The 14,734-nt window shown below is 59.9% G+C and carries 14 protein-coding genes; 10 read left to right on the top strand and 4 right to left on the bottom strand.

Going from position 1 to position 14,734, the window contains the following annotated elements:
- A complete protein-coding gene (locus AC0ZT5_RS17885; RefSeq protein ID WP_488497498.1) occupies window positions 1–285 on the bottom strand; it encodes a hypothetical protein in 285 nt (94 codons plus the stop codon).
- 24 nt (window positions 286–309) lie between these two features.
- A complete protein-coding gene (locus AC0ZT5_RS17890; RefSeq protein ID WP_488497499.1) occupies window positions 310–558 on the bottom strand; it encodes a hypothetical protein in 249 nt (82 codons plus the stop codon).
- Between the two features lie 632 nt (window positions 559–1,190).
- Here AC0ZT5_RS17890 and AC0ZT5_RS17895 point away from each other — a divergent pair.
- Window positions 1,191–2,567 (top strand): tyrosine-type recombinase/integrase, encoded by a 1,377-nt coding sequence (locus tag AC0ZT5_RS17895; RefSeq protein WP_488497500.1) that lies wholly within the window; start codon window positions 1,191–1,193, stop codon window positions 2,565–2,567.
- Here AC0ZT5_RS17895 and AC0ZT5_RS17900 read toward each other — a convergent pair.
- Window positions 2,541–2,780 (bottom strand): hypothetical protein, encoded by a 240-nt coding sequence (locus AC0ZT5_RS17900; RefSeq protein WP_488497501.1) that lies wholly within the window; start codon window positions 2,778–2,780, stop codon window positions 2,541–2,543. The two genes, AC0ZT5_RS17895 and AC0ZT5_RS17900, sit on opposite strands and share 27 nt — an antisense overlap.
- 321 nt (window positions 2,781–3,101) lie before the next feature.
- Between AC0ZT5_RS17900 and AC0ZT5_RS17905 the strand changes: the two genes are divergently transcribed.
- The 9 genes from AC0ZT5_RS17905 (at window position 3,102) to AC0ZT5_RS17945 (ending at window position 13,716) form a co-directional block, all read left to right on the top strand.
- Window positions 3,102–3,323, top strand: a complete 222-nt coding sequence (locus tag AC0ZT5_RS17905; protein WP_488497502.1) for a helix-turn-helix domain-containing protein — start codon at window positions 3,102–3,104, stop codon at window positions 3,321–3,323.
- A gap of 58 nt (window positions 3,324–3,381) precedes the next feature.
- A complete protein-coding gene (locus AC0ZT5_RS17910; protein WP_488497503.1) occupies window positions 3,382–4,989 on the top strand; it encodes a hypothetical protein in 1,608 nt (535 codons plus the stop codon).
- Window positions 4,986–5,213 carry a hypothetical protein gene (locus AC0ZT5_RS17915; RefSeq protein ID WP_488497504.1) on the top strand — a complete coding sequence of 76 codons (228 nt, stop codon included), beginning with the start codon at window positions 4,986–4,988 and terminating at the stop codon, window positions 5,211–5,213. The genes AC0ZT5_RS17910 and AC0ZT5_RS17915 overlap by 4 nt, the downstream gene beginning before the upstream one ends.
- 15 nt (window positions 5,214–5,228) lie before the next feature.
- A complete protein-coding gene (locus tag AC0ZT5_RS17920) occupies window positions 5,229–5,633 on the top strand; it encodes a hypothetical protein (RefSeq protein ID WP_488497505.1) in 405 nt (134 codons plus the stop codon).
- Window positions 5,634–5,994: 361 nt separating this feature from the next.
- Window positions 5,995–8,307 carry a VapE domain-containing protein gene (locus tag AC0ZT5_RS17925; protein WP_488497506.1) on the top strand — a complete coding sequence of 771 codons (2,313 nt, stop codon included), beginning with the start codon at window positions 5,995–5,997 and terminating at the stop codon, window positions 8,305–8,307.
- Window positions 8,308–8,640: 333 nt separating this feature from the next.
- The gene (locus tag AC0ZT5_RS17930) at window positions 8,641–9,039 is read left to right on the top strand and encodes a hypothetical protein (RefSeq protein ID WP_488497507.1); all 399 of its coding nucleotides are present in this window, start codon (window positions 8,641–8,643) and stop codon (window positions 9,037–9,039) included.
- Window positions 9,040–9,570: 531 nt separating this feature from the next.
- Entirely contained in the window at window positions 9,571–10,467 is an 897-nt protein-coding gene (locus tag AC0ZT5_RS17935; protein ID WP_488497508.1) for a LysR family transcriptional regulator, read from the top strand.
- A 419-nt stretch (window positions 10,468–10,886) separates the two neighbouring features.
- Entirely contained in the window at window positions 10,887–11,927 is a 1,041-nt protein-coding gene (locus tag AC0ZT5_RS17940) for an aldo/keto reductase (protein ID WP_488497509.1), read from the top strand.
- Window positions 11,928–12,423: 496 nt separating this feature from the next.
- Complete coding sequence (locus AC0ZT5_RS17945) at window positions 12,424–13,716, top strand: sensor histidine kinase (RefSeq protein WP_488497510.1); 1,293 nt, start codon at window positions 12,424–12,426, stop codon at window positions 13,714–13,716.
- Window positions 13,717–13,899: 183 nt separating this feature from the next.
- Here the strand turns inward: AC0ZT5_RS17945 and AC0ZT5_RS17950 are convergent, their stop codons facing one another.
- Window positions 13,900–14,496, bottom strand: coding sequence for a tyrosine-type recombinase/integrase (locus AC0ZT5_RS17950; protein WP_111546305.1), 597 nt, complete (start codon window positions 14,494–14,496; stop codon window positions 13,900–13,902).
- Window positions 14,497–14,734 lie beyond the last annotated feature (238 nt).

The following is a 14,734-nucleotide window of genomic DNA, read 5'->3' on the forward strand; positions in this document are numbered from 1 at the left end:
CTAGCCGAACAATGGCTGCCTGGCCGAAGCCATCGAGCGCTTGCACGAAACCGGGATCGGGAATTCTGGAGGCGTTGGCCGATAGCGCTGTCGCCGACGTGTGGCCCTACTGCCGCACGAGCGCGTTTGCTTCAGCCCATGTTGCCAGCATTGCTCGACTTTCTGCGCCGAGGCGTCCGTGCGCTCGATCTGCCCCATCATTTGCTGCGTCAGCATCGCAAGCCTTGCGGTGCGATAGACGTCGCCGTTTCTCGCGGTATCAGGGTTGAAGATCGCGATCATCATGGGGCAACCCCAAAAATCATGGGACTACAATTCGAGTGCCGGTGGATCGATCTTCGTCAGGCGCTCTCTGGCCTCGATCACACGCCGCTTAGCGGCCCGTATTCTGCCGCAGAGCGCGAGATTGATCCCGACTCCGCAGTCTTCGTCCAGCATTTCCTTGGCGCGCCTGAGGGCGGACTCCGCCCGCTTGACGCGCTGTCTGGCCTTGGCCAGTTCCAAGATTACGAGATCGGCCATCGCGCCACGTTCGTTGTGCTCTGGGGTGTACATCATGAAGTGCTAACTCATGACGGCGCGGATCGTTCCCCCGTTGAGGCCCGGCATCGAGATCACGAATAGAGTCTTCGTTGCGACGAGCCCCTTCAACGGAGATCTTTTTCCCATGACAGTGAGACCACGATGGCGGGCTTTTCTATTGCCCCGCGGTCAGGACGAGCGTGCGCACTCTTGCGTCAGTTCGTTTCAGGCAATGCTCTGGAATATCTGGCCACGTCGCCTCAGCGCATTCTTTCCCTGTGTCCGCAACAGTTTCGCGAGGCTGCACGTTCGCGGCTTGGGTAGCGGTGGTTGACGTGAAGAGCACTGTCTGCGTTATGAGGGCCGCAACAGTGGCGACCTGGATCAGGACGGTAGCTAGGGCGATTTTCTTGAGCACGCGAGGAAACGCTCCACCCCGCTCCTGGTTCCTCAGGCTTCTGATTTTCGTTCAGATTGGCCCACGGCCTCACGTTGTGGACTTTTCTGTTTGAGTAGGCCAGCCAAGCAGGGAAAGAAGCAGAAGACCTAGGCTCTCCAGAAATCTCCAGCGATTTCAAAGCGTTGTCGAGCGATGGTGGCGGAGAGAGCGTCCGCCTAAAGTCTTCGCCAGCAATAGTTTGAGGCAGTATGGGTTATCTGATAACTATTTGATAACACTTGATTTTGTGAAAAGCCTGTCCGCCACCGTCCGTTCTCGTTTGCTCGCTTCCGCGATTTTGGTTTATGGTTGCCTTTATGTTTTTGAGGGGCGAGCCATGGCGGCTAAGGCGAAAATCACGACTGACAAGGCACTGTCGGCCCTTACCGGGCAGGGCAAAATTTATTCCGATAGCATCAAAGACACAGGGCTCTACCTGTTCGTCACGAAGACAGGCACCCGGCGGTGGGTTTTCATTTACAGCCGCCACGGCAAGCGCCGTGAAATGGCGCTTGGCTTGGTGGATGGCCCTAAGGGCGTTTCCCTGAAAGAAGCTCGCAACCAAGCCCGTGCGTACCAGGCGACGCTCGCGCTAGGCGGCGACCCTTGGAACGACGTGCGCCGCGAAAAGGAACAGCAGACCAAAGCGCAGACGTTCGGCGAATTCGCGGACACGTTCATATCGGAACAGGCCAAGGGCTTCCGTAATGCCAAGCATATCGCGCAATGGAAGATGACGATGAAGGTCTATGCGAAGCGCCTTCAACGCCTTCCGCTCGACAAGATTGAAACCGCCGACGTGCTGGCGGTATTACAACCGATCTGGACCGCGAAACCTGAGACTGCGAGACGCACACAGGGACGCATTGAGCGCATTCTTGACGCCGCACGGGCACAGGAGTTGCGGGGCGGAGAGAACCCGGCGCGATGGCGCGGCCACCTCGATAAGCTACTGTCCCGCCAGAGTAAGCTATCGCGCGGGCACCATGCCGCGCTCCCATACGCGAGCGTTCCCGCGTTCCTCGCCAAATTGCGTCAGTCGGACGCGGTTTCCGCGCTGGCTCTGGAATTCCTCATCCTGACAGCCGCGCGCACCGGGGAAGTGATCGCGGCCCGCTGGAATGAAATCGACGCGACAAACGCCGTGTGGACAGTTCCCGCCGCTCGTATGAAGGCCGGACGCGAACACCGTGTCCCGCTGTCAACTCGCGCGCTTGAAATCCTAAACGCCGTGGTTCCGGTCCGCACTGCGCCTGACGGTTTCATTTTCCCAGGGGCCAAAGAGGGCAAAGGGCTCTCCCAAATGGCGCTGGCAATGATGCTGCGGCAATGCGGTGAAAATGACATGACGGTGCACGGCTTTCGGTCGTCGTTTCGGGATTGGGCGGCGGAGGAAACCGACGCTCCCCGCGAAGTCGCCGAAGCGGCCCTGGCCCACGCGGTCGGCGACGCGACAGAGCGTGCGTACCGTCGGGGCGATGCGTTGGCGAAGCGGCGTTTGTTGATGGATGCTTGGGCGGCTTTCGCGCGGAACGACCCAGTTGCTGAAAGAGGCACATTTGACGCGAGCACGGATGATCTAGCCCCAAAGGACGCCAATGATTAGGAGAAGCAGGACGAACCCGAGAAGAAACGAGTAGAGCTTCAGATAGCTCTTGTCTATCCGAACAACGATCACCTCGCGCTCCAGAGGCGCTCCAAGAGGCTGCTCTTCAAGCACTGTTTCACGGTAAGTCTCAAGGAAGGGTACTTTTGATGAGCGAAGCCTCTCATATTTCTCATCTAGCCGCCTCCTGGGGTCCATCTTCTTGTCCTCCATTCCCGTGTTGATCTGTGTATGTTGCAGCAGGTCGTCATTCCAAGCTGGCTCGATCGAGCCGTTCGTCGTGGTTTTCGTGGAAGACCACAAGGGGCGTGAACCGAAATTCGAACGCTACCCAGCGCTGACAAGTTGCCAGCAAGCTACATCTAGTTTTAGGAGATATCGCACGGATTGCGCGACAAAACTATGCTGCAGCATTTTCAATGATTTAGGGGAACGGTGCGGGATAACGGCCCGATTTTTCCATCAACATGTTGTGGCTCAAAGGTGGCGATGAGTATTGTCCTGTATGTTGGTGACATATGAGGACAACGAAGCATGTTGACGGAAACCACGACCGCGCGCGGTGCGATGTCGGTAGCAGAATTCCAGCACTGGGCCAGCGTCGGGCGGAGCAAGCTTTACCAAGAAATCAGTGCCGGGCGGCTCCAGGTACGGAAGATCGGGCGCAAGACCGTCGTCACTATGCGCGATGCGGAGGCGTGGCTTGCCAACCTTCCCGCCCTGGAAGTCCCGCAGCGCCACCGGGTAGAGAAGTAATATGCCACGCTTTTCTGGAACACTAGTCGAGGATACGCCGGACTCGGAAGGTCCGTGGGTGAAGTACGGCAAAATGGCTCGCTTCACAGGAACGCCGGTCGAGGAAAACAACCCAGACTCTCCCGTGCCGGATGGTCCTTGGGTGAAGTATGCAAAGCAACCTCGCTTCAACGGGACGCCAGTTGACTTCCCTTCCGACGTAGGTCAGCCGGCGCAGGCGCAGGAGGCTATGTCGGCCTCCGACGTGCTGTCAGGCGCTGTCAGCAATTTCCTGCCCAGCGCCGGCCAGTTCGCCAAAGACCTGGCGCAGCCCGTGCTGCACCCGATCCAGACCGCGCAGAGCATTGGTGACATTGCCGCCGGTGTCGCGGCGAAGGCGGGCATTGGCAACGCCGACCAGGGTGCGGCTGACGCCCTCGGCCAGTTCTTCGCACAGCGCTACGGTGGCATCGAAAACGTCAAACGTACGATGGCGCAAGACCCTGTCGGCTTCCTGTCGGACCTCGCCACCATCTTCTCTGGCGGCTCGCTGCTCGGCGCGAAGGCTCCAGGCATGCTCGGCACCGTCGCTCGTGCGGCCGGTACGGCAGCGGACATCGTTGACCCGCTGGCGAACGCCGGCCGCGTCGCTGGCGGTGTCACGCGCGGAGTGGGCAACAAAATCGTTGCGCCTGTGCTGGGCGTGACGACCGGCGCGGGTGGTGACGCAATCCGTGGGATGCAGCGTGCCGGCCGCGAGGGAAACACCGCCGCGCTGGCACAAATGCGGGATGCAGCCCCCGTCACGGACATCCTTGATAGTGCTGAAAACGCCGTCCGTGCCTTGTCGAGTGACGCCAGCGCGAACTACGCGCGGGACATGGCAAGGGTCAAATCCAACACCAGCGTCCTGGATTTCAACGATATCGATCGGGCTTTGACTGACGCACAGGGCGAGGTCTTCTTTAACGGCAAAGCCAAAGACACCCGCGCAGCTTCGGTGCTGGCTGACACTCAACAACTGGTTGATGAGTGGCGGAACGCCGGTCCAGCTTTGCATACGCCAATGGGTTTCGACGTGCTCAAACAACGCCTCGGCGAAATCCGCGATACCGCTGATGTGGGCACGCTCGCGCGGCGCGTCGCTGACAAGGCGTACCATAGCGTCAGGGACACAATCGAGGCGGCAGCGCCAGAGTACGCCGCCGCTATGCGTGGATACGCCGACGCGGCGGGAATGCTGAAGGATGTCCGCAAGACTTTTTCGCTCACGGATATCGCCTCCCACGACACCACAATCCGCAAGCTCCTATCAACCGCCCGGAACAACGTGAATACCAATTTCGGGGCACGGCAGACGCTTCTGGGCAAATTGGCGACGAAAGAGCCTTCGCTCCCTGGCATGATTTCCGGTAGGGCTTTGTCGTCGTGGGAGCCGCAAGGGCTCGCTCGCGTCATGCAGTCGGGGTCCCGCTTCGCTGTGCCTGGGGCGGTGCTGCTTTCGAACCCGACCGCGCTTGCGGCGGCTCTCGCGTCGCTTGCTGTGTCGTCTCCCCGCGTCGTCGGTAGTGCCGCTTATGGCATCGGACGGGCACGGGCCACCCTCAACCCCGCAATGATGCGGCTCATCACCAAATCCGCTTATCAGTCGGGCCGCGCGGAGCGGGCGGTGGGAGGTGCCAAATGACGAATTTCGTCAGGGACATCGTTTCGGCCTTTGTGCGCAACGCCGCTGCGGCTCTTTCGCCCGAAGACACGGAATATGTGAGGGCAACCCGGATCGACCCACCCCCACCAGCCGACTTTGACCCCGATGAGCCCGAGACCGTGGTCTGGGCTTTTGCCTGGGCGGCGTCCTTGGCAAGGGGCTTTGATCCCCTAGCGCCCGAATACTCCCCCACCATTCATTGAAGGAAATCTACCCCAATGCTCCTACCGGAATTCGTGCCCGAACGCTTCAAAACCCCCGAAGCACAGGCCGCGCTAGAGTGGCTTGTGACCCGCGTTAATGCGCTTGGCTCAGAGAGGGATAAGCGCCTGTTGGTTGAAGCGACAAAATCGCTTCTGAACGAAATGGTTGCCAACGCCAACACCACGCCGCGCGAGGAAGTTGACAGGTTGATCGAGTCGTATCTCGCGGATTGGCATGGTGATTTTGGTTTGGACTACGACGATATGATAGAGCGGGCGAGTGACAACGCCGATGCGCCATCACCTCCGGGCGCAGAGGAAGTCCTGTCCGACGAAAACCTGCTTTCATTCCCTATGCCGGACCTGTTCGTTATCGCGGGGTTCCCCCCGGCGACGAGCATAGGGCGAGGGGCTTCATGAATGATTTCCGCGCTATGGCCCGTGATGCTTGGAAAGCGCGGATGGCGGCCCGTGTTGTCAATGCTGACAGCGGCTGACAAGCAGTAATCCCGTGCTCGCCTAGGGCACCGGGCCCTAGGGTAGCGGGCAAATTATCGCCCACTGATTTACCCCATATCTAGTGCCTACAGCTTGCTTTTTTGCACTTCTGGCGCTAGATTTTGTGTTGCTTGTTCGCGCACGGACACGCCATTCCGTTGCCTGCACCACTAACCGGCCTTGGGGGGTCGGGGTGCAGGCAACCAGGAAAAGCATCCCCGCCGGCAAAGCCCGTTTCTCCCCAAAATCCCAACACTCTACTTTCCTTCGGAAAGGCTCCCCCGTGCGCTCAGACACTAGCCATACCTTTGGCAGCTCCGCTGCCCCGTTTATCCGTGCCGGTTTCCCGGCAGCGGACGTACTGCCGATCATCCCGCCCGGCGCTCAACTTGTCCAAAAATCGACCGTCAAGCCAGACCAAGCAGGAAAGGTTCCTGGTCGCTTCTGTAATGGCCCTTGGTCCGGCCTGTCAGGGCCATGGCCTTCTAGGGGCATTGACCCTGGTACCATTTCAGCCGCCAAGGAATGGCCCACCGGCAACGTGGGGCTTCGCTCGGCGAACTTCCCTGCAATCGACATCGACACCTCTACGGACGAAGCGCTTGCGCTTGTCGAGGCTTTGGTTGTGTCGTTATTCGGCACGGGGTTGCCTGCGCGCTTCCGGCCCGGCGCGCCCCGCGCCCTATATCCGTTCCGGCTCAAACCGGGTGCCGAGGCCTTCCGCAAGGGCCGGCTAGAGTGGACCGACAAGCAGGGGAAAAGGCATGTAGTGGAAGTGCTCGGCTTCGGGCAGCAATATGTTGTTGCCGGCACGCACCCGAAAGGCGGGGCGTACCAGTGGCGCGACGGCAAAAGCATTGTGTCAGTGGGTGCTGACAACCTCCCCTGCCTGACAGGCGGAGACGTTGCGGCGTTTGTCGATCTGCTGATAGAGGCAATCCAGGCAGACGGCGGCACTATTGTCAGCGCGGCAGCGTCGGTGGAGGGCCCAACGCACTATGAGGTGACGGTGCGTGATGCCGATCCCGCATGGCCCGACGAAATGGCGTTAGAAGCCTTGAACGCAATTCCGAACACCCAGCAGGCACTGCCGTCGAGGGAAAGCTTCGTCGCACTCTTGGCGAGCTTCAAAGCCGCAACAGGCCGCAAAGCCGACGCGCTGGCGTCCGACGCTGAAGCCTGGGCAGTGCGGCATGGGTGGGCGGACTCCGAATATTTCTGGAAGATATGGGACAGCCTCACGGTTTCGCACGTGCCGCCGGAACACTTGGCGTATGTAGCCAAGCAACACGGGTGGGACGGAGCCGCGCAACTTGCCCAGGTTGATTTCGCCGAAATTGATGGCAGTGCGGCCGACGACCAATCCCGTGCAGCCGGCTACGTGCCTCCGATCTTAGAGAAAAAAGGAGCGGTCAACATGGCGGCGTTGGCAGACGCCCTCCGCCATGCCGACTCGCCCTACGTCCGGTTCAACGAAATGGATCAGCGGCCCTTCCTCGTGCGCTCTCTGACGGGCGAACATAGCTTTAGGCCCCGGCCTTTGACGGACATGGACGAGCTAGTAATGCTGGAACGCCTGCAAAAAGGGCCGTTTCCTACAGCCAATCTGGATGCCCTACATCAAGCAATCAATCTCGTCGCCGAAGAGCTCAAATACCATCCCGTCATGGACCATTTGAACAGCTTGGTTTGGGATGGGCGCCCACGTATAGACACTTGGTTGACGCGGTATCTCGGCGCAGAAGCAACCCCGGCGAACCAAGGGCTTTGGGTCAACGATACCTTGGTCCACCCCGGGCTTGGGGCCATGTTCCTGTTTTCGATGGTTGCGAGGGTGAAGCACCCCGGCATCCAGGCCGATCACGTCCTTATTCTTGAAGGCGGGCAGGGCACGGGAAAATCGTCCGCAAGTCGTATTCTAGCGGGCGAGTGGTTTTCTGACACGCTGCCGGATGTCTCAAGCCGGGACGCGGCCATTCAATTGCAAGGTGTCTGGCTACTTGAGTTGTCGGAACTTGCCACCATGCGGAAATCGGACGCAAACTCACTTAAGCGTTTCATTTCCAGCCCTGTAGATCAGTTTCGCCCAGTTCACGGGAAACGCACTGTCCGGGTGCCGCGCCAGAATGTCTTTATCGGGACGACAAATGAGGCGGCGTATCTTCAAGATGACACAGGCAACCGGCGTTTCTGGCCTGTGCAGACTGGCGCAATCGACCTTGACGCCCTGACGCGGGATCGCGACCAGCTTTTGGCCGAAGCCTTCACGCGGTTTAATGCCGGCGAAAAGCACTACCCGACGCGGGAGTTCGAAGCCAAATACCTCGCGCCATTGCAAGCGAACCGCCTCGAATGTGATGCGTGGGACGAGCCGATTGACGATTTCCTGTCCGATAAGACCGAAGTCAAAAGCTTGGCGGCCATTGCCGAAGGGGCGTTGAAGTTGCTCCCAGCCCAAATCACCAAGCCAACGCAAATGCGGATTAGCTCAGTCATGCGGCGGAGGGGCTGGGTGCAAGCCAAAGGGGCAAAGGGGGCTCGCTGCTGGCGGCGGGGGGCGCAGCGGCCCAGCGTGCCAGGGGCGACGGCGTTTTAGGTGGCATTAGGTGGCACGACGGTGGCGCAAGATTTCGGGAGCAGCGCCACCAATTAAACCATTGAATTGGCAAGTGAAATCGCCCTAGGTGGCACAGGTGGCATTACTTTTTCTAAAAGATAATAAGGGTGGGTGGGAGCTCCGTGCCCAACACACTCCTCCGCTGGCAGATAAATATGAGGAATTTTGATGCCACCTGTGCCACCCGCAGTGAACGCTTTGAAATAGAACGATAATTCGGAACAAGGTGATGCTACCCCTTCTGCCACCTTGCGCCACCCAATGCCACCTCACAACACGTGGGTTGCACGAGGTGACTCCCCAGGAACAGCAATGGAAATGACAGACAAAAAGCAGGCTATCGAACGGGTTGACAAGGGGCGGTTCGCCAAGGGCCAAAGCGGCAACCCTGGTGGTCGCGCGGCAGTCCCCGCCGATATCAAGGAAATGCTCGGGCGGTTGACCCCCCGTGCGGTGGAAATCATGGCGGAAACGTTGGAATGCGATGACCCCAAATTGCGCTTCCAAGCCGCACAAGAGGTCTTGAACCGCTCGCTGGGCAAGCCCCATGCCACGCTTGATGTGAAGGCAACGGTTGACAGCGGCCAAGCACACCTACAGGCGCTTGTGTCACTGACAGCTCTCGGCGCTTCTCAGAAGACGGTCGAGGCGCTGACTATCGACGCAACGCCCGCGCTCTCCGCTCCGCTTGCAATCGAGAGTGACGATTAGGGTCAAAACTCAATCAACTGGCTGCCGCCAATGACCGAGATGGGTGGCGAGCTGTCATTCCTGTCGGGCACTGGAACGAGCAGGCAGCGCCATGAGCGGCCCTTAGGGATAAGGCATCGAATGACCGCAGTGGGGCCGGAAGCCGAATTGCGGCTTCACGACTTTGGGATGGCGATCGCGGACGTTTTTGCGCGAGCGGCATGAAGTCTCGACCTGACCCTGACCGGACCTTCCGGCCGCCAATCAGCATCCAAGTGGACGTTCGGCCGAACCACACCCATGACCCCCCTTGCCGACCCTTCTCTGCGACAGACTCCTGTCCTTAGCTGCGCGAAAACGCGGGCCCTTCTGAGTTTGCTCCAGCAGTAGAATCCGGCAGTGGCAATTAGAGCTTCGAAGGGCAGCCTGTAGCAAGAGAGTCTACGCCACTGTGCGCAAACGCATTTTTTTACGCGTTGCCGGTTAGGTAGCCGGGCTGGCTTTGAGCGATCTGGACCTATAATTTGCATTCGGTGTTGAATGGACCTCACGATGCCGCGTGACGATTTCAGCGAATTGCGGGCCTTCCTGGAGGTGGCGCGGGAGCGCAGCTTCACGCGGGCGGCAGTCAAGCTGGGCGTGACCCGCTCTGCACTCAGCCATACGATCCGGGCCCTGGAGGAGCGCCTCGGCGTTCGCCTTCTCTCGCGCACGACCCGCGACGTCGCCCCCACAGCGGCCGGCCAGCGCCTTGCAGAGCGCATCGGGCCGCACTTCGAGAGCATTGCAGCGGAAGTCGGCGCACTTGGAGCCCTCCGCGACACGCCGTCCGGAGAGGTCCGCGTCGTGTGTCCGGACGACGTGACGGAAATGATCTTTCGGCCCAGGCTGGCGGGGTTCCTTGCGGACCACCCGGACATTTCTGTGGAACTCGTCATCGACAATGGCTTCACGAACATCGTCGAACGCCAGTTCGATGCCGGGGTCCGGCTGGGCGAAGCGGTTGCGCGCGACATGATCGCCGTTCGCATCGGTCCAGATGTGCGCTACTGCGTGGTGGGCTCGCCTGGCTATCTTGCGCGTCGGTCAGCCCCGACCACCCCGCATGAGCTGACCGACCACAACTGCATCAATCTCAGGCTGCCGACATCAGGCGCGCTCTATGCCTGGGAGTTCAAGAAGGACGGGCGCGAGTGCAGCGTGCGCGTCGATGGCCAACTGATCCTGAGCGACTTCCGGTCAGCGCTGGATTCAGCGCTCGACGGCATAGGTCTGGCTTATGCGCCGGCTGTACTCGTCGCGCGATATGTGAAAGCCGGCCAACTGCGCGAGGTACTGACGGATTGGTGCCCGACCTTCCAGGGCCACCACCTCTACTACCCGAGCCGGCGCAACCTGTCGCCTGCCTTCGGCACCTTCATCGACGCCTTTCGACACCGATCAAGGTAGCGTCCGAGATCCGTGGCAAAGCATAATCAGCTAACACCCATCTCGGCCGTCGGCCGCAGTCAGCTGCGGGAGTTGATAAGCTAGAGCGCTAGCGTGTGAAAATCGCCCCGCCGGGGCGACGGATGCATGAAGTCAATGAACGCGGGAATACGAAGTCGCTGCCTCCAAACATTGTTGTCTTCTGCTCAACAAGACATGTCGATTAGGGACCATTCTCAAACATGTCTGTCACCGCTACGTTGAAGCCAATCTCAACAGACTGCTGCAGTGGCGTTGAAAAGCCGGAGGTTGCCAATGTGTAAAACATTGCCTCCCTGCAGCCCAGCCCGGCTGTGCCGTCCGTCCATGCGCAGGCCCGTTGAAAGAATGGACTTCAGCAGTCCGCAAGCAGCTTGCGGCCGACACAAGGAAACCTCTCGATGCGTTACAATCAACTTGGAAATACCGGACTTTTCGTCTCGGAAATCTGCCTCGGCACCATGACATTCAGCGAAGCAGGCAGCGGGGGTGCCATCGCTGGCGTGGGCCAGAAGGCTGCTGACCAGATCGTTGAGCGCTCGCTCGCAGCCGGCGTCAACTTCATCGATACCGCCGATGTCTATTGGTTCGGGGAATCCGAAAGGCTGCTGGGCCAGGCGCTGAAGAACCTTGACGTCCCGCGCAAGGACGTCGTCCTCGCTACCAAGGTTTCTCGTGAGATGGGCGACAAGCCGAACGATCGCGGCGCCTCGCGCGGGCACATCATGGATTCCGTGGAAGCAAGCCTTAAGCGGCTGCAGACGGATCACATCGATCTCTATCAAATCCATGCGACCGATGCCGTGACGCCCATCGACGAGACGCTTCGCGCTTTCGACGATCTCATCTCGCGCGGTCTCGTGCGCTATATCGGTGTTTCGAACTGGCAGGCGTGGCGGATCGCCAAGGCGCTCGGCATTTCCGAACGCCGCGGCTTTGCCCGCTTCGAAACCGTCCAGGCCTACTACTCCATCGCTGGCCGCGATCTCGAACGCGACATCGCGCCGTTGCTGAATGAGGAGAAGCTCGGCTTGATGGTCTGGTCGCCACTTGCCGGCGGCCTGCTCTCAGGCAAGTACGGTCCCGGCGCGCCCGGCAACGGCGAAGGCCGTCGCGCCAGCTTCGATTTCCCGCCAGTGGACAAGGATAAGGCCTGGGCCTGCATTGCCGTCATGCGCGAGGTTGCCCAGAAGCATGGCAGCAACGTCGCGACCGTGGCACTCGCCTATGTTCTCGCCAAGCCGTTCGTCACCAGCGTCATCATCGGCGCGAAGCGCATCGAGCAACTCGATCAGAACCTTGCTGCCGTCACCCTGAAACTCGACGCCGGCGACATGCAGAAACTCGATGAGGTCAGCGCGCTGGGGCCGGAATATCCGGGCTGGATGCTTGCCCACCAAGGCGCTGGCCGCCGCCCGCCGCCCTTCGAGCCAAAAGCCTGAGACCTGGAAACGGAAACGCCGATGCCTCAGGCATCGATATTGCCGGCTGGGGGTCACCTGGCTGAGCTGTCCCCAGGCGGCGTTTGTCATAGGCCAGAGCATCCTGGTGGATAGCGGGCTCCAGCATAGGGCCGGTCATCGATCCGGACCATCTCGAGGAGGCTCAAGTGATTTGTATCTGCTGCGGTTCTGTCTTTCTACGGCGGCCATTCCAATACTACTTCTGTTCGAACATGTGCTGGGAGGATGCCAAAACCAATACCCCGTGGAGAATTCTGTCCGATGATTTCGGACCGTTCACGCCTGCTGTCAGGCTCACTGCTTCCGCCAGCTATCCTCGTCCCGGCCCATGCCGGAGAGCGCGGCGACCAAGCCGTCAGTTAAACCACACCATGGGACACGACCCCCTATCTCGGTTTGGACGGACGTGAGCGCTATCGCGAACTGCAGCTAGTGCTAATATGCTGCGCTCACCGTCAAAGCCGAAGAACTGCTCATGAACGAGAGCATCGAAGGAGAATGGACCGTATCTGAGTTGGAAGATCGGGTGACCGAACTCATCGAGCATCAGACGGCCATCTCAGAAGTGCTGAGCGCCATTGCAAGCTCGCCGCACGACATGCAACCTATCTTCGACGCCATCCTCGACAGCGCCACACGTCTCTGTCGAGCGGATATAGGCGGGTTACGTCTCTCCGAAGAGCGCGGCCTGCGTAGCGTGGCGATTCGAGGGGACCCCCTTTTGGTTAGTCAGGCGTTGTCGTCATTCCCAGTAGGGAGCCTTCTGAGTCGATTAGCCACAAGCAAGTCACCCACCCACATCCCCGACTTGACAATGCTTAAAGGCTCTCGCCGGGATGATCTCTGGACCATGGAGGTGAACGCAGGTCTTCGAACGGCCCTGATTGTGCCGTTGCTCAAAGACGATGAGCTAGTCGGGGTAATTGCTCTGGGTCGCAAACAGGTGCAGCCGTTCACCGACAAACAGATTTCCTTGTTCAGGGACTTCGCTGCGCATGCCGCCATTGCCTTAGAGAGCACGCGTCGCGAGCGGCAGTTTCGCGAGATGCAGAACGAGCTGGCGCATGCCAACCGTATCACTACCATGGGCCAGCTCACCGCCTCGATTGTTCATGAAATCAGGCAGCCCATTGCGGCGGCACGCACAAACGTCACTGCCGCAATGCGGTTTTTGAACCAAAGCCCACCTGATCTGGCGGAGGTGAGGGAGGCGCTCGCCTGCATCGTGGACGACACCGATCGAACCAGCGACATCGTCGACCGGATCGGGACCCTCATCAAAAAAGCGCCACCTCGGAAGGAGACAGTCGACATCAATGCGGCGATCCTGGAGGTGGTCGCTTTGACCCATGGGGAATTGGTCAAGAGCTTCGTCACTGTGGGCACGCAACTGGCGGGCGGGATGCCACGCATCCAATGCGATCGGGTGCAACTACAACAAGTGATGTTGAACTTGATCGTCAATGCCATCCAGTCGATGAGTGGCGTTGAGGACGACAACCGCGAACTACACATCAGCACAGTGAGTATCGAGCCGGAGGCCGTGTGCGTCGCGGTGCGGGATACCGGCCAAGGACTGCGCCCGGAGAGCCTGCCGCGTCTCTTTGAACCCTTCTACACGACGAAGCCCGACGGCATGGGCATGGGCCTTTCGATCTGCCGCTCGATTATCGAAGCCCATGGCGGGCGGCTGTGGGCAACCAAGTGCGAGCCGCGGGGTGCTCTCTTTCAGTTTACAATCCCCGCTGACAGAGCCGCCAATCCTTGATCGATGTCGCCTATTGGCGCAGCCGTAAATCCAGCGTGGTCGTCGGAGATTTCTGCTTTCGGGCAACCGCACAACTTGACTCTACGACCGACATTAGGCGCTTAGCCGCCATTCGGTCGTGAATTCACCTATGTCCGCCGCGGGTCACGGAGCGACGCTTGTGAATGCGCCGCTCCGCATACTTCAGAGTTCAACCTGTTCAGAGATCGCCAATGCGTCATCGACTTCGATGCCGAGGTAACGGACGGTGCTCTCCAGCTTCGTGTGACCGAGAAGCAGTTGCACAGCTCGGATGTTGCCGGTCTTCTTGTAGATCTGCGACGCCTTTGTCCGCCTCATTGAGTGCGTACCGTATCGTTTCGGGTCGAGGCCGATGCTGGCCACCCATCTGCCTACGATCCTCCCATACTGCCTCGTAGACATGTGCGGCTTAGCGCGAACCCGGCTGGGGAAAAGGAAATCCCTTTCGGTCAGGCCTCGGCGTGCTATCCACGCACCGACGGCCGCGCGTGTCTGCTCCGTGATCTCGAACTGCACTGGCCGCCCTGTCTTCTTCTGTACGATAACCGCCCGATCACGCACGCTACCCGAAAGGGCGACGTCTCCGACGGTGATCGTGACCAAGTCGCAACCGCGCAGCTTGCTGTCGATCGCGAGATTGAACAGCGCAAGATCGCGTTCTGCGCCTGATACCTGCAGTCGCGTCCGGATGCTCCAGACTTCTCGTGGCTTGAGCGGAGGCTTCTGGCCAACAATGTGGCCTCGGTTCCAACTAGGCATGGTCCTTCTCCCATGCCGCCCTCCACAGCCGCAGCGCCCGATCCGAGCCCGCAAATTGTACGTCTCGCCTGGAGCCGCCTCCGAGGATTCTGTTCGAAAGGTTACCGACTTGCGACTTGCGGCGTGTCCGATTAAGTGGACCACGGTAATTGGCGCACTCGCGCCAACTCCTGACATTTGCGTTGGGCGCAGCGAAGTCGCAATCCGAGCCTTGCTAGACATTTTCTTGGCCTGCCGG

The organism is Mesorhizobium sp. CNPSo 4670 (assembly GCF_057784235.1).